The following is a 20822-nucleotide window of genomic DNA, read 5'->3' as shown; positions in this document are numbered from 1 at the left end:
ATCCGCGCCGGCCCGGCGGGCTCTCGCCGGTCCGACGGCACGGCCGCCGGACCGCAACACATCAGCCGGAGGAAGGTCGCTCCGGCATGTCCGCCGGCCGGTCGAGAGGGAGGGGAGTGTCGCCATGGCCTCGCTCGTCTACTTCTCGTCCGCCTCCGGCAACACGCACCGCTTCGTCGAGAAGCTGGGCATGTCGGCCCGGCGGATCCCGCTGCGGCCGACCGACCCCGCGCTGCACGTCGACGAGCCCTACGTGCTGGTCGTCCCCACCTACGGCGGGGGCAACGGTGAGGGCGCGGTGCCGCGGCAGGTGGTCAGGTTCCTCAACGACGAGGGCAACCGTGCCCTGATCCGCGGCGTCATCGCGGCAGGCAACACGAACTTCGGAGCGGCGTACGGCATCGCGGGCGACATCGTGGCGGCCAAGTGCCACGTGCCCTACCTGTACGCGTTCGAACTCATGGGAACAGCCGAGGACGTCATGCGCGTCCGCGACGGATTGGGAAGATTTTGGCAGCGACGGTCGCAGATACCCGCGTAGAGCTGACGGGGCTGGACTACCACGCCCTCAACGCCATGCTCAACCTGTACGACGCGGACGGCAACATCCAGTTCGACAAGGACCGTGAGGCGGCGCGGCAGTACTTCCTGCAGCACGTCAACCAGAACACGGTCTTCTTCCACGACCTGGAGGAGAAGCTCGACTACCTGGTCGAGAACCAGTACTACGACCCCGCCGTGCTCGCGCAGTACGACCGCGAGTTCGTCAAGTCGCTGTTCAAGTACGCGTACTCCAAGAAGTTCCGCTTCCAGACGTTCCTCGGCGCGTTCAAGTACTACACGTCGTACACGCTGAAGACCTTCGACGGCAAGCGCTACCTTGAGCGCTTCGAGGACCGCGTGACGATGGTCGCCCTCGCCCTGGCGGAGGGGAACCAGGAGTTCGCCACCAACCTCGTCGACGAGATCGTCTCGGGCCGGTTCCAGCCGGCGACCCCGACGTTCCTCAACCTCGGCAAGGCGCAGCGCGGCGAGCCCGTCTCCTGCTTCCTGCTGCGCATCGAGGACAACATGGAGTCCATCGCGCGCGGCATCAACTCCGCCCTGCAGCTGTCCAAGCGCGGCGGCGGAGTGGCGCTGCTCCTGTCGAACATCCGCGAGCACGGCGCGCCGATCAAGCACATCGAGAACCAGTCGTCCGGCGTCATCCCCGTGATGAAGCTGCTCGAGGACTCGTTCAGCTACGCCAACCAGCTCGGTGCGCGCCAGGGCGCCGGCGCGGTCTACCTGCACGCGCACCACCCGGACATCTACCGCTTCCTCGACACCAAGCGCGAGAACGCGGACGAGAAGGTCCGCATCAAGACGCTCTCGCTCGGCGTCGTCATCCCGGACATCACCTTCGAGCTGGCGCGCAAGAACGAGCCGATGTACCTGTTCTCGCCGTACGACGTCGAGCGCGTGTACGGCATGCCGTTCGCGGACGTGAACGTCACCGAGAAGTACTACGAGATGGTCGACGACGCGCGGATCCGCAAGACCAAGATCAACGCGCGCGAGTTCTTCCAGACCCTCGCGGAGATCCAGTTCGAGTCCGGCTACCCGTACGTCATGTTCGAGGACACGGTCAACCGCGCGAACCCGATCAAGGGCAAGATCACGCACTCGAACCTGTGCTCGGAGATCCTGCAGGTCGCGACGCCGTCGACGTACAACGAGGACCTGTCCTACGCCGAGGTCGGCCGCGACATCTCCTGCAACCTCGGCTCGATGAACATCGCCCTGTCGATGGACTCGCCCGACCTGGGCAAGACCGTCGAGACGGCGATCCGCGCGCTCACCGCGGTGTCGGACCAGACGGACATCGAGTCGGTGCCGTCGATCAAGCGCGCGAACGCCGGCGGTCACGCCATCGGCCTGGGCCAGATGAACCTGCACGGGTACCTGGCGCGCGAGCGGATCCACTACGGCTCCGACGAGGGCCTCGACTTCACGAACATCTACTTCTACACGGTCGCCTACCACGCGATCCGTGCGTCGAACCTGCTCGCACGTGAGCGGCGTGCCCGGTTCTTCGGCTTCGAGGACTCCACGTACGCCAGCGGCGAGTACTTCACCAAGTACGTCGAGCGCGAGTGGGCCCCGCGCACCGCCCGCGTCGCCGAGCTGTTCGCGGCCGCCGGCGTGCGCATCCCGACGCAGGACGACTGGCGCGAGCTGGCCGCCCTCGTCGCCGAGCACGGCCTGTACAACCAGAACCTGCAGGCGGTGCCGCCGACCGGCTCGATCTCGTACATCAACCACTCGACGAGCTCGATCCACCCGATCGCGTCGAAGATCGAGATCCGCAAGGAGGGCAAGATCGGCCGCGTGTACTACCCGGCGCCGTTCATGACGAACGACAACCTCGAGTACTACGCCGACGCCTACGAGATCGGCTACGAGAAGATCATCGACACCTACGCCGAGGCCACGCAGCACGTGGACCAGGGCCTGTCGCTGACGCTGTTCTTCAAGGACACCGCGACCACGCGCGACCTGAACAAGGCGCAGATCTACGCGTGGAAGAAGGGCATCAAGACGATCTACTACATCCGTCTGCGCCAGCTCGCGCTGGAGGGCACGGAGGTGGACGGTTGCGTCAGCTGCATGTTGTGACGCCTCGCCCGACGAGTACTGCGATGACGACGAAGGACCGAGGAACCACGACATGATGAGCCCCACGGGCAAGCTGAAGCTGGTCGACCGGGTGTCGGCGATCAACTGGAACCGCGTGCAGGACGAGAAGGACGTCGAGGTCTGGGACCGCCTCGTCGGCAACTTCTGGCTGCCCGAGAAGGTGCCGGTCTCCAACGACATCCAGTCCTGGGCGACCCTCACCGAGGCCGAGAAGACGATGACGAGCCGCGTCTTCACGGGCCTGACGCTGCTGGACACCATCCAGGGCACCGTCGGCGCGGTCAGCCTCATCCCCGACGCGCTGACGCCGCACGAGGAGGCCGTCTACACGAACATCGCGTTCATGGAGTCGGTGCACGCCAAGTCGTACTCCTCGATCTTCTCCACGCTGGTCTCCACCAAGGAGATCGACGAGGCGTTCCGCTGGTCGGAGGAGAACCAGAACCTGCAGCGCAAGGCGCAGATCGTCCTCGAGTACTACCGGGGCGACGAGCCGCTCAAGCGCAAGGTCGCCTCGACCATGCTCGAGTCGTTCCTGTTCTACTCGGGCTTCTACGCGCCGATGTACTGGGCGTCGCGGGCCAAGCTCACCAACACGGCGGACCTCATCCGCCTGATCATCCGCGACGAGGCCGTGCACGGGTACTACATCGGCTACAAGTTCCAGAAGGGGCTGGAGCTGGTCTCGCCGGCGGAGCGCGCGGAGCTCAAGGACTACACGTTCAACCTCCTCTTCGAGCTCTACGACAACGAGGTGGAGTACACGCAGGACCTCTACGACGACCTCGGCCTCACCGAGGACGTCAAGAAGTTCCTGCGCTACAACGCCAACAAGGCCCTGATGAACCTCGGCTACGAGGCGCTGTTCCCGCGCGACGAGACGGACGTCAACCCGGCGATCCTGTCCTCGCTCAGCCCGAACGCGGACGAGAACCACGACTTCTTCTCGGGGTCCGGCTCGTCGTACGTGATCGGCAAGGCCGTCAACACGGAGGACGACGACTGGGACTTCTAGTCCCCGCCCGTCCCTGACGACGCCCGGTGTCGTCGGGCAGCGAGCATCGGAGTCGTACCGGCCGACGCCGGATCTCCGGTGCTCGCTGTCGTGGCCGCAGCACGCGCCGCGTCACCGGCCCGGGTGCGGTGGCCGCGGCTGGTTGGGTGAAGCCGGCGGTGGCCTGACTACTGTGCGGTCATGGCAGCGACTCTCGACGAGCACGGCCGACCGGGGCCCCCGCTCGACGGCGACGAGTGGGCGACGCTCAGCGGATTCCTCGACCACCAGCGCGCGACGTTCGCCTGGAAGAGCGCGGACCTGACCGCCGTGCAGATGTCCCGGCGGCTGCCTCCGAGCAGCATGACGCTGGCCGGCCTGATGAAGCACCTGGCGTACGTCGAGGACGACTGGTTCGGGCGGTGGCTGAACGACGAGCCACGGCGGGAGCCGTGGGCGTCCGTCGACTGGGCAGCGACCCCCGACTGGGAGTGGGACTCCGCACGAACCGACGAACCCGAGGTGCTGCGGGCCCTGTGGGAGCAGTCCGTCGCCCGCGCCCGGACCGCAGCCGCCGAGGCCTTCCACGCCGGCGGACTGAGCGGGACGACCCGCAGGCGCTGGCCGGACGGGCGGTCGCCGAGCCTGCGCTGGGTGATGACGCACATGGTCGAGGAGTACGCGCGGCACAACGGGCACGCCGACCTGCTGCGCGAGGCCGTCGACGGTCGGGTCGGGGAGTAGGCGACCGCGGCGGCCTGGCCCCGCGCACGGTTGCGCCCTCCGTGCCCGGTACCCGCGAAGCCGTATCACCCCTCCCGACCTGCGAGGACGCCGGCCCGGGAAGGGTAGCCTCACCTGAAAAGTGCCTCTGACCTGCAGATTAGCCAGTCCTTCCTTGGTGGCGGGACCGGCGGCACGGGTCTACCGTCGAGAAGGAACGCCGTGCTGCGGCACGGATCGCGCCTGACTCGGAGGTCCGGAATGAGCACCCTCGCAGAGCTTCCTCCCGTCGCCTCGTGCTCGGTCGACGGCTGTTCCTACAACGACCACCACTCGTGCCACGCTGCGGCGATCACGGTCGGCGGCACCGGGGACGCGCAGTGCGCGACCTTCATCCCGCTGAGCGCCAAGGGCGGGCTCGACAAGGTCGTCTCGCACGTCGGCGCCTGCCAGCGGCAGGACTGCCAGCACAACGCGCACCTGGAGTGCGGCGCGGACTCGATCCGCGTCGGCGCCGGTCACGACCTGGCCGACTGCCTGACGTTCGCCCCGCGCTGACGCCGGGCACGACCCGCACACCGACCCCCCGCGCGCGGCTGGGCCGCACCGCACGAAGGCCGCCCCGGCCCGCCGGGAGCGGCCTTCGGCACGTCCGGGCAGACGCACGCAGGGGTCAGCGGCGCGCGGTCAGGCTGACCAGCGTGCGCACCAGCGCGGCGGCGTCCTGCACCAGCTCGCGCTCGCCCGGCACGAGCTGCGGGTCGTTCGCGCGGAGCGCCGCGGCCTCGTCGAGCGCGGCGACGGCGTCGATGTCGCTCGCGTGCAGGAACGACGCGAGCAGGGCGCGCGCCGCCTGCGAGTAGTCCCCGCCGGCGTCGACCGCGACCTCGGCGACGATCAGCGCCGACACGGCGACATCGAGCTCCGCGGAGGCGGGCCGGGCGTGCGCCCAGTCGACGACGAACGGGCCACGCTCCGTCAGCACCACCGTGCCGGGGTGCAGGTCGAGGTGGACGACGACCGGACCGGCCGCGGCGTCGCCCGCCCCCGTGGGCCGCCACCCGGCCGGTGCCGGGACGTCGTGCAGGCGCAGGTGCAGGTCCGCGAGCAGCTCGCCGGCGTCGTGCAGCGTCATCTCTCCGGCGCCGAGCGCCTGCAGCATCGTCGGCCCGTGCAGCCACTCCATGACGAGGTCCGCACCGGCGGCGTCGTCGACGCGCGGGGCGGGGAAGCCGTGGGCGGCCAGGTGGTCCAGCAGCAGGCGCTCGGGCGTCACGTCCCGACCGTCCCGGTAGCGGCGCAGGACCCGGTCGTCGTCGATCGCGTAGAGGTCCGCGGAGGCGCCCGAGGTCAGCAGCCGGCCCGGGACGTCGGCGGCGCGAGCCGGGTCCGTCGGTGCGACTTCGGCCGGAGGCATGAAACGACCGTAACCCCGCGTACGTCACATGTCTCGCCCTTGGTCGCGATCCGGTCAAATCGCGGTCACGGAGCGACCGTCCCTGCGACCACCAGCGGCGCCGCGCCGGGAGCCGACCGGGCGGTGCAGCGGGTCAGCCCGGCAGGTCGTCGGCCCGCGGGTCCCCGAGCGTCGGCGGGAGCGCGGGCCGGGGGATCCCCGTCCACGGCTCCGGGCGCGCGAGCTGCGTCAGCCGGTGCAGCGCGGCCGCGTGCGTCCCCGGCAGCGGCTCGTGCCAGACGCGGACCGGCTGGCGGGTCGCGAGGCGCACGTCGACGTCCCGGTTGCGGTCGGCGACGTCGGCGCGCAGCGCGGCGATGCGCGCGTCGAGGTCGTCGTCGGTGCGCGTGAGGACCACGAAGACGCCGCCGCCCAGCGTGGCCATGGGATGGCCCGTGCCGAACGCGGACCGCAGCGCCGCCCCGGCGGCGGCAGACCGTGCGGCGCGCAGGAAGCCGGTGACGTGCCCGGCGGCGACGTCCACGACCGCCAGCCCGTGCAGCGACGCCGGGTCGGCGTCCTGCCGCTCCGCCTCGAGGTACGCCTCCGCGAGCCGCACGCCGAGGTACTGCTGCGTGGGCAGGCCTGTCTCCGCGTCGACGCACCCGCCGGTCAGGACGAGCTCGGCCTGCGCGTCGGCCCAGCCCTCGTTCAGCGCGCGGACCGCGTCCATCGGCGGGTCGGTGCGGCCGGTCGAGCGGTAGAGGCACACGAGGTCGTCGACCGCCTCCCCGATGCCGACGCCGCTCTCGCCGCGCGCCCGGCCGAGGTCCCACGCGGGCGTCGCCGGGTCGCCGTCGTGCAGCACCGCGCCGGCGAGCGCGTCCACCGCCGGGTGGTACCAGTCGGAGGGGCGCCGCCACACGGAGCCCACGCTGCGCGCGCGCCAGCGCTCGCGCAGCTCCTCCGGGAAGGCGCGACCGTCCTTGCCGATGTGCATCGTCACACCGGATGAGAGGGGGCACGGTCGCGGTCATGACGCGGGTTCGGGCACCGATCTGCGCGCCGTCACCCGATCGGCTCAGACGACCGGCCCAATTCACCCGTCCGGTGTCCAGCTGCGCGTCCGCGCTGGTCCGGGCGCGCGCCGCGGCACGGTGGCCGGGACGCCGGCGCCGGCGATCGTTCCGCGCGTCGTCCGCCGGGTTCATCCGATCAGTCGGTTATGGCAGGCTTGCGAGCAAACCAGACTGCGACAGGAGTCCCGGCGTGGTGGCTTCCGCGGGCACGGACGGCGTCATCGACGATGACGCCGCCCTGCTGCGCGCGACGCGGGCGGGCGACGGGAGCGCCTTCGGCCACCTGTACGAGCGGCACGTCGGCGCCGCGCTCGTGGTCGCGCGGCAGTACACCGACTCCGCGCCCGACGCCGAGGACGTCGTCGCCGACGCCTTCGCCGCGGTCCACCGCGCCATCCGCGGGGGAGCGGGACCCGAGGTCGCCTTCCGCGCCTACCTCTTCACGGCGGTGCGGCGCACCGCCACGGTGCACCGTCACGCGGGCCGGCGCGTCGAGCCGACCGACGACGTCGCGACGCTCGAGACCGCGGCGACGCCCGTCGACGCGGCGGAGGCCCCCGCGCTCGCCGGGTTCGAGCGCAGCGTCGTCGCCCGCGCCTTCCGCTCGCTCCCCGAGCGGTGGCAGGCGGTCCTGTGGCACTCCGAGGTCGAGGGGCTGACGCCGGCCGAGATCGCCCCCGTGCTCGGGCTGAGCGCCAACAGCACCGCGGCCCTGGCGTACCGCGCCCGCGAGGGGCTGCGTCAGGCCTACCTCCAGCAGCACCTGCAGGACCCGCTCGACGACGGCTGCCGCAGCGTCGCGGCCAAGCTCGGGTCGTACGTGCGCGGCGGACTGGGCACGCGCGACACCGCGCAGGTCGAGCGGCACCTCGACGAGTGCGGCGACTGCCGCGCGCTCGTGCTCGAGCTCGGCGACGTCAACCACGGCATGCGCGCCGTCGTGGCTCCGCTCGTGCTGGGTCTGCTCGGCGTCGCGGCGCTGCGGCACCCGCTGCCGGTGGGCGGCGGCGTGGCGGCCGGCACGGCGGCGCTCGCGGTGCAGCCGGCCGTGGGCGGTGCGGCGGGGGCGACGGCCGGCGGTGCGGCGGCGAGCGGGACGGCCGCGGGCGGCGGGGCGACGGCGGGCCTGGCCGCGGGCGCCGCGACCGCACCCGCCGGCGTGGCCGCGGCGAGCGGCGCCGCGGCGGCCGGCGTCGCAGGGGCCGGTGTCGCGAGCGCGGGTGCCGCGGCTGCCGCCGGCGGCGCCGGTGCGGCGGCCGCGGCGACCGGCCTCACGGCCGTGCTCGGCGGCATGACGGCCACGGCCGCCGCCGTGACGGTCGGCGCGGTCGCCGTCGTGGCCGCGACCGTGGTGGGGGCGGTGCAGCTGCTCGGTGGCCCGGCGGACGGCGTCGCCGCACCGACGGCGAGCCCCACGGTGTCCGGCAGCACGCTGGCGCCGACCGCCGACGCCGCCACGCCCACCGCGGAGCCCACACCGACCGTGAGCCCGACCGACCTGCCGACCCTCCCGCCGGCGGGCGACACCGACGACACGGGCGACACAGGCGACACAGGCGACACAGGCGACACCGACGACACCGGCGCGGGCGGCATCAGCGAGCCGGGTGACGACGGCCCCGTGCTCGCGGGCCCGCCGCCCGACGCCGCGGACGCCCCCGCGCCCGTCCCGTCCGCCGGCCCGCCGCCCGAGCCGACACCGCCGCCTGACCCCGGGCCGCCACCCGCACCGGACGTGGTCGTCGAACCGCCCGACGGCGGCATCGTCCTCGCCGCGGGCAGCGCCGGTCAGGAGCTCGGCCTGACGGTGCGCAACGACGGCGACCGCCCCGCCGTGGACCTGCGGGCGGAAGTGACGCTGCCGCCCGGCGTCCGCGTGGACGGCATCGCCGGCATCATCGCCGTCGGCGCGGGGTTCGCGCCGCTCGTCACGGACGGGTGGGTGTGTGCGCCCGCCGGCGAGCACCAGGCTGCGTGCGCCCTGCCCGAGCTGCCGCCCCGCACCGCGGTCCGGCTGGTGCTGCGCGTCAGCATCGACGAGGCGTTCGTGCCCGCGGACGGCCTGAGCGTCGGGCTGCGGATCACCGGCGCCACGCGAGTGTGGGCACCGCCGGCGCTGCCGCTGGTCGTGGCGCCGTCGCCCGCACGGCTCGTGCCCGCCGGCCAGCACGCCGGCGTGCAGCTCGTGGCCGGCCGTACGCGGACCACCACGCTCGGCCTCGTCAACGTCGGCGGGTCCCCGGTCACCGCCGACGCCCCGGCCACGGTGGACCTCGCCCTGCCCCGCGGCGTCGGCGCCCAGGCCGCCGCGCCCTGGTCGTGCGCCCCCGAGGACGGCACGACGCGGTGCCGGCTCCCGGCCCTGGGCCCCCGGGAGGGCACCACGCTCACCCTCGCGCTCACGGCGGCGGGCGGGACCGCGCCGGCCGGGGGCGCCCTCGAGGCCGTCCTGCGCCCGGCCGCCGGCCGCGACGCCGCCCGCACGTCCGTGCCCTACACCGTGGTCCGGCCCGCCGCGCCGACGCTCGCCGTCCCCGGTGCCGTCGAGGTGGCGCTCGGACCCGCTACGGACGTCCCCGTCGACGTCACCAACACCGGTGACCTGCCCGCGACGGGCGTCACCGTGCGCCTCACCCCGCCGGCCGGCACCCCGCCCGCGGCGGCCGACGGCTGCACGAGCGAGGGCGCCGACGTCGTCTGCCGGCTCGCCGAGCCGCTCGCGCCCGGTGCGACCGCGCGCGTCGTGGCGCGCCTGACCGGTGCCGCCGGCGCGGTCGGGCCGCTCGGCGTCGTGAGCGTCGCCGTGTCCGCCGACGACGCCGACCTGCCGGCGCCCGCGCTGGTGGCGGTGTCCGGCGTCGCCCCGGTCGTGACCGTGAGCGACGCCGCCGCGGTCGCCGACGGCGACGGCGGGGGCGTGCTCGCGTTCGTCGTGGGGGCCGCCGGGCCGCAGCACGGACGCCCGGGCGCCGACGCCGCCGACGTCGTCGCACGCGTGACCCTGCCGCGCGGCGTGACGTACGACCCCGACGCCGTCGTCCCGAGCACCGACGGCTGCGCCGCCACCGACGCGTCCGGGCGTGAGGTCGCCTGCGACCTCGGCCGCGTGCCGGCGGGCACGACCTTGCCCGTGCAGCTCAACGTGCGTGTCGCGGGTGCGCTCCACGGCACGGCCGAGATCCGGGTCACCGGCACGGGCGCCGCCGAGGCGACCGCCTCCGTCCGGGTCGTCGCCTCGTCGGCGAACCTCACGCCCGTGTGGTCGGGTCTCGGGGACCTCGACGTGGTCGAGGTGGGCGCGCCCCTGCTGGTCTGCCGGTACGGGCCGACCGTGCCGTGCCCGTCCGTGCACCGCGCCGACGACAACAACGGCCTCGACATGCGCCCGCTCGACGACGCGCCGCCGCCCGGCCCGCGGTCCGCCGTGCCGGTCTCCTCCGAGACGCGTCTCGCGCTGCCGGCGGGCCGCCCGGTCGTGTGGGCAGGGCTCTACTGGTCCGGCGTGCGCGGTCCCGAGGACGGGTGGACCGGCGACCTGACGACCGCACGCCTGCGCGCCCCCGACGGCACCTGGACCGACGTGCGCGTCGGCGCCGACGCCGTGACGCAGGTCGCGGACAACGCGGGACGCTCCTACTACCAGGCGGCCGCGGACGTCACCGACCTGGTCGCGCGCGGCGGCGCGGGGGCGTGGGCGCTGGCCGACGCGGCGGTCAGCGACGCGCGCACCGACCGCGACCCCACCTACTACGCCGGCTGGTCGCTCGTGGTGGTGCACGGGACCGAGGCCGCCGACGGCGCCTCGGTGACGGTGCACCAGGGCGGTGCGTGGATCGGCCGGGCGGCCGCGGCCCCCGCGTTCGCGTTCGTCGCCGAGGCCGGCACGCGTGCGCGCATCGGCGTGGTCGCCTGGGAGGGCGACCGCGGGTCCGGTGACGACCGGCTGTCCCTGTCGGGCGTCGGCGCGCTCACCCCGTTGCGCTGGGACGGCACGCAGGTGGTCCGCGGCGGCTCGCGCGCCAACGCGTTCGACTCGACGGCGACCGGCTGGCGGTACCCGAACGCGCTCGGCGTCGACGCGAAGGGGTTCGAGGACGTCGTGCTCACCTCGGACGTCGGCACGCTCACGCCCACCACGTCGTCCGACCAGTACCTCATCGGGGTCGTCACGGTGCGCACGGTCGCGCCCGAGGGGGTCTCCTCGCGGCAGCGCTGACGCCACGCCGGCGCGGGGTCGAGCGCGGTGCGGACGCCCGGGTCGGGCGGGGGTGCGCTGCCGGGCCGACCGGGGTCCCCCGATCCCAGGACGCCGGCCCGGCAGCGCGCGTCCTCAGCCGGCGTCCCCCGAGCCGGCGAGGACGTCAGGGAGCGGCAGGGGCGCGGGGGCGCCGGGCTCGTCCGCCTCGGGCGGGAGCAGCCGCAGGTGGGAGATCCGGTCACCGATGCGGCGCACGTCGCCGCTGGTGCCCGGCACGAGGGACAGGGCGGTCGCCGTCTGCGCGGTCGGCAGCAGGTCCTGCGCGAGCTCGCGGAGCATCTCGGCGGCCTCGGCCAGCTCGGCGGCGCTCGGTGCGGGCTCGTCGGCGCCGGCCGGCAGGCTCACGTACAGCACGAGGGCCGCGCGCGGCGGGTCGGCGGGGACCGGGGGAGGGGTGGGTGCGACGGCCGACGGGCGGCGGACGCGCGCGGTCGCGGGTGCGGTCATGGCTGTCTCCGGACGAACGGACCGGCGTCGACGCGTGGTGCGGAGCCGGCGGGGCGGGTGGCGGGCGGCGTCAGATGCGACAGCAGCGCGGATACCACCGGCGCGCGACGGCCGACGCCTGCATGCGGGTGGCATGCACGGGTCGGCGCGTGGCGGGGCTCATGGGACGATCGTGGCACGCCGGGACGAACCGGTCCACGCGTTACCGGACCGGTCTCAGGGCATGGGACGAATCGGGCGTGCCGGCGCCCGGCGGCGCCGACGGCGTCGGTCAGACGATGCCGTAGAGGCGGTCGCCCGCGTCACCGAGGCCCGGGACGATGTACGCGTGCTCGTCGAGCCGCTCGTCGACCGCCGCGACGACGACCTGCACGTCCGCACGGTCGCCGACGAACTCCTCGACCACCTTGAGGCCCTCGGGCGCGGCGATGAGGCAGACCGCCGTGACGTCGCGTGCGCCGCGCTGCAGCAGGTACTCGATGGACGCGACGAGGGTCGCGCCCGTGGCGAGCATCGGGTCGAGCAGGAAGCACTGCCGGCCGGTCAGGTCGTCGGGCAGGCGGTTCGCGTACGTGATCGCCTCGAGCGTCTCCTCGTCGCGCTGCAGGCCGAGGAAGCCGACCTCGGCCGTCGGCAGCAGGCGCGTCATGCCCTCGAGCATCCCGAGGCCCGCGCGCAGGATCGGCACGACGATGGGGCTCGGGTCGGCGATCTTGACCGCCGTGGTCGTGGCGACCGGCGTGGTGATCCGGACCTCGGTCGTGCGCACCTCGCGCGTCGCCTCGTAGGCGAGCAGCGTGACGAGCTCGTCGACGAGCAGCCGGAACGTCGGGCTCGGCGTCTCCGCGTCACGCAGGACGGCGAGCTTGTGGGCGACGAGCGGGTGGTCGGCGACGTGCAGGCGCATGGACGTCAGGGTAGTGGGAGGATGCGGGCGGCGGCGGGGACCAACGGTCACGGCCGGGGCGTCGCGAACGGCGGGGCGGCCGCCGGGGTGACGGACGTGACACCCGCGGCCGGTCGCACGCGGCGGCCGGCCCGTGGGGCGCGAGTGCGGAGGCAGGGCGTGGACGACGCGAGCACCGGGGCGGACGTCGTCGTGACCCCGCCGTCGCCGTGGGCCACGCCCGCGGACGACGCCGCGATGACCGCCGCGCTCGACGAGGCGCGGGCCGCCCTGACCACCGGCGACGTCCCCGTCGGGGCGGTCGTCCTGGGTCCGGACGGCGCGGTCGTGGGGCGCGGTCGCAACGGGCGGGAGGCCGACGCGGACCCGACCGCGCACGCCGAGGTCGTCGCCCTGCGCGCGGCCGCCGCGACGCTCGGGCGGTGGCGGCTGGACGACTGCACGCTCGTCGTGACGCTCGAGCCGTGCCTGATGTGCGCCGGGGCGACGCTGCTCGCGCGCGTCCCGCGGCTGGTGCTGGGCGCGTGGGACGCCAAGGCGGGCGCGTGCGGGTCCCAGTGGGACGTGGTCCGCGACCGGCGCACGAACCACCGCGTGGAGGTGGTCGCCGGCGTGCGCGCGGACGAGTGCGCAGCCCTCCTGCGCAACTTCTTCGCCACCCACCGCTGACGGCGGCCCAGCTCGCCCCGTGCCCGGGCGCGTACCGGACCATGCGTGCGCTGGTCGGCGCACGAGTGCGCCCGTCGGCGGGCGAGTGCGCCCGTCAGCGCGCCAGTGCACCTGTCGGCGGGTGAGTGCACCCGTCGGCGCGTGAGTGCGCCCGTCGGGGCGAGTGCACCCGTCAGCGGGCGAGTGCACCCGTCGATGGCGGTGCGCTCGTGCGACGTGGGGTGCGCTCATCGGCGGGTGGGCGCCGACGTGGGGCGCGGGTCAGGTGGGCGCGGGGGTGGGGAGCTCCGCGGCCAGGGTCGTCAGCGTCTCCGACGTGCCCGCGTGGAGCGTCACCGTGGCGTGGCGGTCGCCGCGGGTCTCGCCGCGGTTGACGATCACCACCGGCTTGTCGCTCTGCGCGGCGTGCCGGACGAACCGCAGCCCCGACTGCACGCTCAGCGACGAGCCGGCGACGAGCAGCGCGTCGGCGGCGTCGACCATCGCGTACGCCCGGTCGACGCGCTCCCGGGGCACGTTCTCCCCGAAGTACACGATGTCCGGCTTGAGCATGCCGCCGCACGGGCCGCCGCCGTCGGGGTCCGGCGCCCAGCACGCCTGCACGACGAAGTCGGCGGTCTGCTCGATGACGGCGTCCGCGTCGGGTGCGATCTCGACGTCCCCGACGACCCCGCCGACGCGCTCCACGAACCCCGGGTTCAGCGCCTCGAGCCGCTCGGCGAGGGCCGCGCGGCTCACGACCGTGCGGCAGCGCAGGCACACGACCCGGTCGTACCGGCCGTGCAGGTCGATGACGTTGCGCGAGCCCGCCGCCTCGTGCAGCAGGTCCACGTTCTGCGTGATGATCCCGACGACGACGCCGCGCGCCTCGAGCTCCGCGAGCGCGCGGTGGCCGGCGTTCGGGTGCGTGCGGTGCACGTGCCGCCAGCCGACGTGGTTGCGGGCCCAGTAGTGCCGGCGGAACGCGGGGTCGCCGACGAACTGCTGGTACGTCATGGGCGTACGCGGCGGTGAGTCGGGACCGCGGTAGTCGGGGATGCCGGAGTCGGTCGACACGCCGGCGCCGGTCAGCACGGTGAGGCGACGGCCGGCCAGGACGTCGACGACGTCGGCGAGCGTGCCGGCGGTGACGGGACGGGTCTGCGACGTGCTCACCGTTCCACGGTACGACGGCGCTCGCGGGTGACCGGCGCCGGCGGGGTGGGCGTGCGCGACCTCACGCCGGGGCGGATTGGGAGCCTGGGGCTGTGACCGGGTAGGGTTACCCGCCGAGGTAGCGTGTCCGAGCGGCCTAAGGAGCACGCCTCGAAAGCGTGTGTGGGTGAAAGTCCACCGTGGGTTCAAATCCCACCGCTACCGCTCGTCAGTCGAAGGGCCCCACCCGCATGATCACGCGGATGTGGGGCCCTTCGTCGTTCCCAGGCAACCGGAAACTCACCGCTTTGGCTCTTCGCTGCCGTGTTCGACCGCGTGCTCAAACAACTGGTCAATGACGACGCGGACGTCCGGGGCGATGTGGATCCGCTGCACGTAGTGCCGTGCCGTCGTGCTCTCGTCGGCATGCCCAAGGGGCCCGCCGGCCCCGCACCGACCGCCGAGCATCCGGTCGTCTCCACTCCGCGTCAAGGGCGCCTACGGCGTCACTCCGTGATGGCTGCGCCACCCCTGCCCCGGACCTCCGACAGCCTCTTGTGCTCCGCTATCGGTACGACGCCTCGATATGCCCAAGCCATCAAGCAGCCACGCGCCCCGGCTAACCTTCGGGAAGCTCCCAGCCGAGGGAGATGCACGTCTTGGAGAAGGCCGCTACAGCCTCCCTCCACTGGGTGGCGTCGCCCTGCTCGGCCGCGGCGAGCACCTCGTAGGCGTCTTTGAGGGCCTTCTCGTCAGCCTCTTCGACACTTGGTGCCATCGCGTCCATGAGGTCTGCTCGCTCGGTTCCCACGGGAGCCTCCGCAGTCCGGGACGCGAACATGTTGCACGCGTCCACTGCCACCGTCGACAGGTCCGGCCCCCCGCACGCGGCCAGCACCACGACCACCATGCCGGCGAGCCCGATAGCTCGAACTGAACGTGCCACGCGGGCAACGTAGCGGGTTGCGACGGCGCACGTACCTGACATCTGGATATCCCCCAAATCGCTGGGAGGTCGCCGATTGCTCGCCTCTTTGACCGGCCGACCGGGTCCGGCACCGTGCAACGCATTACACGGCTCGGGCCCGTGTCCGACCAGGTCAGGGACAGGATCGTCCGGCCCGAACGGCCAGGTACAAGGCGTGCCGTTGAAGCCCACCGCTACCGCTCGTCAGTCGAAGGGCCCCACCCGCGTGATCACGCGGTGGGGCCCTTCGCCGTTGCAGACGTGACCTCCTCGCGACCGGCCCCCCGCTGCCGTCGGGCGACGTCGCCGTCGCATTCTTCGACGGCCGTGGCACGGGGGTGCGCCTCCGCGGCAACTGCCTGAAGTCCGGCTGCACTTCCGGCTTCCGTTTCTGCTCGGTCCGTGGCATGGGGAAAGGAGTCGTGCCCCTGCGGCTCCGCCATCGAAGGAGGAGTCATGCAGAACCCCACGGACGCGCTCGAGGCCGTCGCCGACGCCGCCGCAGTCCTCACCTACGCCGTCAGCACCCTCGAGCCGCAGTCCGGCATCGGGATGCTCGCGGGGGAGCTCGACCGCCTGGCGCGCGCCGTCGCCCGGGCCCAGGTCATCGCGACCGTCGACCCCGAGGCGTCGCTCGACGAGCCTGTGCCCGGGTGCTTCGCGCCCGAGGACGCCACCGAGCACGCGGACGACCTCGCCACGCTCGAGGCGATCGCCGCCATGCCGACGGGCCCCGTCATGGTCGCCGTCCGCGTCCGTCCGCTCGACGACGAGTCCGCAGAGGACGCGCTGCGCGTGTGGCTGAACGGGCAGCACCTGCGCGCCGTGCCCGCCGGGGAGCGGTACGAGGTCGACGGCAACCGCCTCGCGAGCGCGATCGCGGAGCACTTCCTCCCGTGCGACGAGTGACGGCGACGTCGCCGGACGGCCCACCGCGCGCACGGGCGTGCGGCTCGCGCCGGTCCCGCCCCGCGCTCGTACGCTGGCTGCATGTCCGTCGTGAAGATCAACGCCATCTCCGTGCCGCCCGGGGCCGGGGCGGAGCTCGAGCGCCGGTTCGCCGCGCGTGCGGGGACCATCGAGAGCTCGCCGGGGTTCCTCGGGTTCCAGCTCCTGCGGCCGACCGCGGGGGAGGACCGCTACTTCGTCGTGACGCACTGGGCCGACGAGGAGTCGTTCGCCGCCTGGCGCGACGGTGACGCGAGGGCCGCGCACGCCGGCTCGGCCGGGGACCGGCCGCGGCCCGTGAGCTCGGGTGCGCAGCTGCTCGAGTTCGAGGTCGTGCTGGACGTCTCCCCGCGCTGACCGGTCGGCCGCGGCGCCCAGGCGGCACCGACGAGCGGGCTATCCCCCCAGCAGCGTCCGCACGTCTCCCGCGTCGACCACCCCGCTGCCGGCCGCGCGCTCGCCACGGGCCGGCAGGAGGGCCGCCCACGCGCGGGCGACGACGTCAGGGACGTCGGCCTCGCGCGCGGCCGTGAGCAGCAGCGACCACGTGACCTCGAGCAGCAGGTCGTGGCGCGGCGGGGGCGCGGTGGCCAGCGCGTAGCGGGCCTCGTCGCGGTGGCCCGCGCGGGCGAGCAGCAGGGGACGGACCCACGCCTCGTACGGGCCGAGCCCGGGCGCGGCGCCGTCCGGTCCCCCGAGGGCGGCCTCGACGTCGCCGCCGGTGCGCAGCGCCCGCGTCACGCGGCTGAGCGCAACGATGCCGCGCGAGAACCCCGGCATCTCGTCCGGGGCGGCGGGCTCCGGGGCGCCCGCGAAGGTGTGCCGGAACCACGCGGTGAACGTCGAGGCCAGGGGGCGTTCGGCCGCGGACGCGAGCGCGTCGACGGCGTCAGCCTCGGCGGCGGCGTCGTCGAGGCGGCCGAGCGCGCACAGCGCCTGCATGCGCACGATGCGCCCGCAGATCTCGAACGTCGTCGACTCGGCACGGCGCGCCGACTCCACCAGCTCGGCGCCGATGCCGGCGCGGTCGCGCGCCAGCCCCGCCCGCGCGAACCGCTGCATGAACCGCCCGCTCAGCGCGAGGCACAGCAGGCGGCGGTCGCCGAGGTCGCGCGCCAGCCGCTCGGCCTCGTGCGCCTCCGCCTCGCGCGCGGCCGTGCCGCGGTCCTCGAGCGCGATGGTCGCGAGGAGCCGGGCGCGCGCGTGCGGGCTGCCCGCGACGCGGGGGAGCGTGCGGGTCGCCGCGGCGACGATGGCTGCCGCGAGCTCCTCGTCGTCCGAGCGCGTCCACACCCCCGGTGCCTCGAGGCCGCCGATGACGCGCGCGGTGAGCTGCGGGTCGTCGAGCTGCTCGGCGGCGGCGATGGTCGCCAGCCGCTGGGTGCGGACCGTCGCGAGGTCGCCCGAGACGGCGAGGCTGGTCAGCACGGCCCCCGAGGCCTCCAGGCGGGCGCGGGCACCGCGCCGGTCGAGCGCCGACAGGCCGCCGTCCTGCCAGGGCTGCGGACGGCGCTCGAGGACCTCCTGCTCGAGCGCGACGAACGCGGGGCCGGGGTCGAGGCCCAGGTCGTCGGCGAAGGTCCGCCGCCCGCGGCGCAGGACGTCCAGGGCGTCGGCGGGGCGCTGCGCCCGGTGCAGCGCGGTGGCGAGCAGGCGCCACCCGTCCTCGCGCCACGGGTGCGCCGCCACGTGCGGGTCCAGCAGCGCGACGGCGTCCGACGCCCGGCCCGTCGCGAGCAGCGCGTCCCCGAGGCGCTCGACCAGGTCCGCGCGGAGGGCGGCGAGCCGCGCCCGCGCCGGCTGCGCCCACGGGCGGTCCGCGAACTCCTCGTACGCGTCGCCGCGCCACTGCGCCAGGGCGCCGGTCAGCAGCGGGACGGCCGCCGCCGGGGACGCGCCGCGGGCCTCCGCCGCCGCGTCCACGACGCGCCACGCGTCCACCGCCCCGGGCGGCAGGCGCAGCGCGTACCCGGTCCCGACGGTGACGAGCACACGCGGCGGCGTACGCGGCGCCCGGTCCGGCTCGAGCGCGCGGCGCAGCTCCCCGACGAACGTGCGCACCGCCCCGACCGCGCCGGCGGGACCGGCGCCGTCCCACAGGTCGTCGACGAGCGCGTCCGTCGGCACGGTGCGTCCCCCGGCCGCGACGAGGACCCCGAGCAGCTCGCGCAGCCGCCGCTTGTGCAGCGGGAGGGCGACGCCGTCGGCGGTGGCGGACACCGGGCCCAGCACCCGGATCTCCACGGCCGTCACCCCGGCAGGGTAGTCCGCTGATCGTCCGCTGATCGGGCCCCGGCAGGGTGGGTGCATCCCACCCCGACCGACGGAGGACGCGATGTCCCTGACCATCCCCGGCTTCACCCACCACCGCGTCGAGACCGCCCCGGGCGTCGCGCTGCACGCCGCCGTCGCGGGCAGCGGGCCCGCCGTCGTGCTGCTGCACGGCTTCCCGCAGACGCACGTCATGTGGCGACACGTCGCGGCGGACCTGGCCGCGGACCACACCGTGATCTGCCCCGACCTGCGCGGCTACGGCGACAGCGACAAGCCGGCCGGGGCCGACGAGGACACGTACGCCAAGCGCACGATGGCCGCCGACGTCGTCGCGCTGACCGCCGCGCTCGGGCACGACCGGTTCGCGCTGGCCGGGCACGACCGGGGCGCGCTCGTCGCGGTCCGCGCGGGCCTCGACCACCCCGACGCGGTCACGCACCTGCTGGTCCTGGACGTGCTGCCCACCCTCGACATGTGGGACGTGCTGCACGGGGCCGACGCCAAGGTCGCGTGGCACCTGTACCTGATGGCGCAGCCGGCCGGCGTGCCCGAGCCGATGATCAGTGCCGTCGCGGACACGTTCTTCGCCTCGTTCCTCGACGGGTGGGTCGCCGACCCGGCGGCCATCCCGGCGGAGTACCGCGCCGAGTACCTGCGGGCCAGCCGCGAGGCCGTGCCGTCGATCGTCGCGGACTACCGCGCGTCGGCGGGGGTCGACGTCGCGCACGACCGCGCGGACCGGGCCGCCGGCCGGACGCTGTCGATGCCCGTCACCGTGGTCCAGCAGGACTGGGGCGCCGCCCTCGGCTACGACGCCGCGGCCCTGTGGCGGGCGTGGGCGGACGACCTGGAGCACCGCACCAACGGCGCCGGGCACTTCATGGCCGAGGAGGCGCCGCGGGAGGTCGTCGCCGAGATGCGTGCCCTGCTGGCCCGCTGACGCCACCGGACCATGGCGGGGGCCACGTCAGGAGCAGAGGACCGTGTCGACCAGACCGGTGACCTCGGCGTGGGCGGCACCGGCGGCCTCCGCCGGCAGCGCGCCGAAGAGGACGTTCGTCGCGACCATGACGCCGCGGCCGTCCTCGCTCACGCCGCCCTCGGTGCTGAAGCCGGGGATCGCGCCGCCGTGGCCCCACGCCGTGATGCCGCAGCTCAGCTCCGTGGCGAACAGCCCGAGGCCGTAGGTCACGCTCTCGGGGAGGCCCGAGCCCACCATCGGGACCGTCGTCCTCATCTCCGCGAGCTGGGCGGGCGGCAGGACCTCGCCCCCGATCAGCGCGGTGTAGAAGGTCCGCAGGTCGCTGGGCGTCGAGACGATGTCCCCCGCGGCCCACGACGGCGCGGGCTCGATCTCGGTGTGCTCGAACAGCGCCGTCCCGGCGGGCTCGGCGTGGTACCCCTGCGGGTGCTCGCCGCGGATCGCGCGCTCGCCGCGGCCGGGCACGTACGTGTCGGTCAGGCCCAGCGGCTCGATGATGCGGTCCGTGATCACCTCGCCCAGCGGGCGGTGCGTCACCTTCTGCACGATCAGGCCCGCGAGCACGTAGTTGGTGTTGCTGTACGCCCAGGTCCCGTGCTCGGTGGTCGGCGCGGCGAGGCCCAGGGCGACCAGCTCGTACGGCTCGACGTACCAGTCCTTGGTGGCGGTCAGGGCGGGCACGCCGTCGACGACGAACGGCGGACCGGCCGTGAAGCTGCCGATGCCGCTGGTGTGCTGCAGCAGGTCGCGCACGGTGATGGCGTCCGCGTCGAGGCCCTCGGCGCGCACGACGCCGGGAAGGTACGTCTCGACGGACGCGTCGAGGTCGACCAGGCCCTCGCCCACGAGCTGCAGCACGACGGCGGAGAGGAACGCCTTGCTGTCGCTGCCGATGCGCACCTGCCCGTCGACGGGCACGGGCGCGCCGGTCGCCAGGTCGCCGACACCGGCGACGAGGTCGCGCTCGCCGCGGCGGTCCGCCACGGACGCGAGCGCGCCGGGGGCGCCCAGGGCGACGACGCGGTCGAGCGCCTTCTGCACCGCGTCGGGCCGCGGCTGGTGACCGCGCCCGTGCCCGTGACCGCCGCCGTGCCCGTGACCGCTGCCGCGGTCCCGGTCGCCCGCGGCGGCGATGCCGGGGGTCGCCAGCGTGGCGCCGACGGCCAGCGCGCACACCACGGTGAGCGCGGACCGGCGGGTGGGACGAGGTGCGCGGGGGCCGCGCGTGGACGGGGTGGGCTGCGTGGGCATGAGGTCTCCTGGGGCCGGGTCGGACGGGTCGGTCGGTACCCGTCCAGCCTCGTCCGCGGCGGTGCGCCGGGACGATCCCGCCACCTGCCGCGTGCCGGGTGGTGCCCGCGCCCC

General features: G+C 74.6%; 18 protein-coding genes and 1 tRNA gene. 11 read left to right on the top strand and 8 right to left on the bottom strand.

What is annotated here, in order from left to right; genetic code table 11:
* The first annotated feature begins 124 nt into the window (after positions 1 to 124).
* The 5 genes from nrdI (at position 125) to E5225_RS15320 (ending at position 4954) form a co-directional block, all read left to right on the top strand.
* Positions 125 to 541, top strand: coding sequence for a class Ib ribonucleoside-diphosphate reductase assembly flavoprotein NrdI (nrdI, locus tag E5225_RS15340; protein ID WP_135971997.1), 417 nt, complete (start codon positions 125 to 127; stop codon positions 539 to 541).
* Entirely contained in the window at positions 511 to 2658 is a 2148-nt protein-coding gene (nrdE, locus tag E5225_RS15335; protein ID WP_135971996.1) for a class 1b ribonucleoside-diphosphate reductase subunit alpha, read from the top strand. The genes nrdI and nrdE overlap by 31 nt, the downstream gene beginning before the upstream one ends.
* Before the next feature lie 55 nt (positions 2659 to 2713).
* Positions 2714 to 3694 carry a class 1b ribonucleoside-diphosphate reductase subunit beta gene (nrdF, locus tag E5225_RS15330; protein WP_135972123.1) on the top strand — a complete coding sequence of 327 codons (981 nt, stop codon included), beginning with the start codon at positions 2714 to 2716 and terminating at the stop codon, positions 3692 to 3694.
* 180 nt (positions 3695 to 3874) lie between these two features.
* A complete protein-coding gene (locus tag E5225_RS15325) occupies positions 3875 to 4417 on the top strand; it encodes a DinB family protein (RefSeq protein WP_135971995.1) in 543 nt (180 codons plus the stop codon).
* 240 nt (positions 4418 to 4657) lie between these two features.
* On the top strand, positions 4658 to 4954 hold the full coding sequence (locus E5225_RS15320; protein WP_135971994.1) for a DUF1540 domain-containing protein: 297 nt from the start codon (positions 4658 to 4660) through the stop codon (positions 4952 to 4954).
* A 115-nt stretch (positions 4955 to 5069) separates the two neighbouring features.
* Here the strand turns inward: E5225_RS15320 and E5225_RS15315 are convergent, their stop codons facing one another.
* Positions 5070 to 5813 carry a BUD32 family EKC/KEOPS complex subunit gene (locus E5225_RS15315; RefSeq protein ID WP_135971993.1) on the bottom strand — a complete coding sequence of 248 codons (744 nt, stop codon included), beginning with the start codon at positions 5811 to 5813 and terminating at the stop codon, positions 5070 to 5072.
* Positions 5814 to 5946: 133 nt separating this feature from the next.
* On the bottom strand, positions 5947 to 6792 hold the full coding sequence (locus E5225_RS15310; protein ID WP_208012434.1) for a hypothetical protein: 846 nt from the start codon (positions 6790 to 6792) through the stop codon (positions 5947 to 5949).
* A 269-nt stretch (positions 6793 to 7061) separates the two neighbouring features.
* On the opposite strand from E5225_RS15310, the gene E5225_RS15305 reads away from it, so the two are divergent.
* On the top strand, positions 7062 to 11087 hold the full coding sequence (locus E5225_RS15305; protein WP_167306024.1) for a sigma-70 family RNA polymerase sigma factor: 4026 nt from the start codon (positions 7062 to 7064) through the stop codon (positions 11085 to 11087).
* Positions 11088 to 11201: 114 nt separating this feature from the next.
* On the opposite strand, the gene E5225_RS15300 is transcribed toward E5225_RS15305, so the two are convergent.
* On the bottom strand, positions 11202 to 11576 hold the full coding sequence (locus tag E5225_RS15300; RefSeq protein WP_135973303.1) for a hypothetical protein: 375 nt from the start codon (positions 11574 to 11576) through the stop codon (positions 11202 to 11204).
* 271 nt (positions 11577 to 11847) lie between these two features.
* Positions 11848 to 12483, bottom strand: a complete 636-nt coding sequence (gene upp, locus E5225_RS15295) for a uracil phosphoribosyltransferase (RefSeq protein WP_135973304.1) — start codon at positions 12481 to 12483, stop codon at positions 11848 to 11850.
* A 237-nt stretch (positions 12484 to 12720) separates the two neighbouring features.
* Between upp and E5225_RS15290 the strand changes: the two genes are divergently transcribed.
* Positions 12721 to 13152, top strand: coding sequence for a nucleoside deaminase (locus E5225_RS15290; RefSeq protein WP_135973337.1), 432 nt, complete (start codon positions 12721 to 12723; stop codon positions 13150 to 13152).
* Between the two features lie 261 nt (positions 13153 to 13413).
* Here E5225_RS15290 and E5225_RS15285 read toward each other — a convergent pair whose 3' ends face one another.
* Complete coding sequence (locus E5225_RS15285) at positions 13414 to 14307, bottom strand: Sir2 family NAD-dependent protein deacetylase (protein WP_135973305.1); 894 nt, start codon at positions 14305 to 14307, stop codon at positions 13414 to 13416.
* A 117-nt stretch (positions 14308 to 14424) separates the two neighbouring features.
* Between E5225_RS15285 and E5225_RS15280 the strand changes: the two genes are divergently transcribed.
* Positions 14425 to 14511: transfer RNA gene (locus E5225_RS15280), tRNA-Ser, on the top strand.
* Positions 14512 to 14905: 394 nt separating this feature from the next.
* Here the strand turns inward: E5225_RS15280 and E5225_RS15275 are convergent.
* On the bottom strand, positions 14906 to 15232 hold the full coding sequence (locus E5225_RS15275; protein WP_135973306.1) for a hypothetical protein: 327 nt from the start codon (positions 15230 to 15232) through the stop codon (positions 14906 to 14908).
* 477 nt (positions 15233 to 15709) lie between these two features.
* On the opposite strand from E5225_RS15275, the gene E5225_RS15270 reads away from it, so the two are divergent.
* Together E5225_RS15270 and E5225_RS15265 are read left to right on the top strand one after the other, a co-directional pair.
* Positions 15710 to 16162, top strand: coding sequence for a hypothetical protein (locus E5225_RS15270; protein ID WP_135973307.1), 453 nt, complete (start codon positions 15710 to 15712; stop codon positions 16160 to 16162).
* Positions 16163 to 16243: 81 nt separating this feature from the next.
* A complete protein-coding gene (locus E5225_RS15265) occupies positions 16244 to 16558 on the top strand; it encodes an antibiotic biosynthesis monooxygenase family protein (protein ID WP_135973308.1) in 315 nt (104 codons plus the stop codon).
* Positions 16559 to 16597: 39 nt separating this feature from the next.
* On the opposite strand, the gene E5225_RS15260 is transcribed toward E5225_RS15265, so the two are convergent.
* Positions 16598 to 18454 (bottom strand): AfsR/SARP family transcriptional regulator, encoded by a 1857-nt coding sequence (locus E5225_RS15260; RefSeq protein ID WP_135973309.1) that lies wholly within the window; start codon positions 18452 to 18454, stop codon positions 16598 to 16600.
* Between the two features lie 82 nt (positions 18455 to 18536).
* On the opposite strand from E5225_RS15260, the gene E5225_RS15255 reads away from it, so the two are divergent.
* Positions 18537 to 19415: an alpha/beta fold hydrolase gene (locus tag E5225_RS15255; protein ID WP_135973310.1), complete on the top strand. Its 879-nt coding sequence runs from the start codon at positions 18537 to 18539 to the stop codon at positions 19413 to 19415.
* A 27-nt stretch (positions 19416 to 19442) separates the two neighbouring features.
* On the opposite strand, the gene E5225_RS15250 is transcribed toward E5225_RS15255, so the two are convergent.
* Positions 19443 to 20708, bottom strand: coding sequence for a serine hydrolase domain-containing protein (locus E5225_RS15250; protein WP_135973311.1), 1266 nt, complete (start codon positions 20706 to 20708; stop codon positions 19443 to 19445).
* Positions 20709 to 20822 lie beyond the last annotated feature (114 nt).

Origin of the sequence: Cellulomonas shaoxiangyii (genome assembly GCF_004798685.1) — a bacterium.
In the GTDB taxonomy this organism is placed as follows: Bacteria; Actinomycetota; Actinomycetes; order Actinomycetales; family Cellulomonadaceae; genus Cellulomonas; species Cellulomonas shaoxiangyii.
The sequence above is the reverse complement of the archived record's forward strand: the minus strand, read 5'-3'. Positions and strand labels throughout refer to the sequence as shown.

What these genes read in the sequence shown, in the direction of transcription:
- nrdI (WP_135971997.1), top strand. Translation starts at nt 125, where the DNA reads ATGGCCTCGCTCGTCTACTTCTCGTCCGCCTCCGGCAACACGCACCGC.
- nrdF (WP_135972123.1), top strand. Translation starts at nt 2,714, where the DNA reads ATGAGCCCCACGGGCAAGCTGAAGCTGGTCGACCGGGTGTCGGCGATC.
- E5225_RS15325 (WP_135971995.1), top strand. Translation starts at nt 3,875, where the DNA reads ATGGCAGCGACTCTCGACGAGCACGGCCGACCGGGGCCCCCGCTCGAC.
- E5225_RS15320 (WP_135971994.1), top strand. Translation starts at nt 4,658, where the DNA reads ATGAGCACCCTCGCAGAGCTTCCTCCCGTCGCCTCGTGCTCGGTCGAC.
- E5225_RS15315 (WP_135971993.1), bottom strand. Translation starts at nt 5,813, where the DNA reads ATGCCTCCGGCCGAAGTCGCACCGACGGACCCGGCTCGCGCCGCCGAC.
- E5225_RS15310 (WP_208012434.1), bottom strand. Translation starts at nt 6,792, where the DNA reads ATGCACATCGGCAAGGACGGTCGCGCCTTCCCGGAGGAGCTGCGCGAG.
- E5225_RS15300 (WP_135973303.1), bottom strand. Translation starts at nt 11,576, where the DNA reads ATGACCGCACCCGCGACCGCGCGCGTCCGCCGCCCGTCGGCCGTCGCA.
- upp (WP_135973304.1), bottom strand. Translation starts at nt 12,483, where the DNA reads ATGCGCCTGCACGTCGCCGACCACCCGCTCGTCGCCCACAAGCTCGCC.
- E5225_RS15290 (WP_135973337.1), top strand. Translation starts at nt 12,721, where the DNA reads ATGACCGCCGCGCTCGACGAGGCGCGGGCCGCCCTGACCACCGGCGAC.
- E5225_RS15270 (WP_135973307.1), top strand. Translation starts at nt 15,710, where the DNA reads ATGCAGAACCCCACGGACGCGCTCGAGGCCGTCGCCGACGCCGCCGCA.
- E5225_RS15265 (WP_135973308.1), top strand. Translation starts at nt 16,244, where the DNA reads ATGTCCGTCGTGAAGATCAACGCCATCTCCGTGCCGCCCGGGGCCGGG.
- E5225_RS15255 (WP_135973310.1), top strand. Translation starts at nt 18,537, where the DNA reads ATGTCCCTGACCATCCCCGGCTTCACCCACCACCGCGTCGAGACCGCC.
- E5225_RS15250 (WP_135973311.1), bottom strand. Translation starts at nt 20,708, where the DNA reads ATGCCCACGCAGCCCACCCCGTCCACGCGCGGCCCCCGCGCACCTCGT.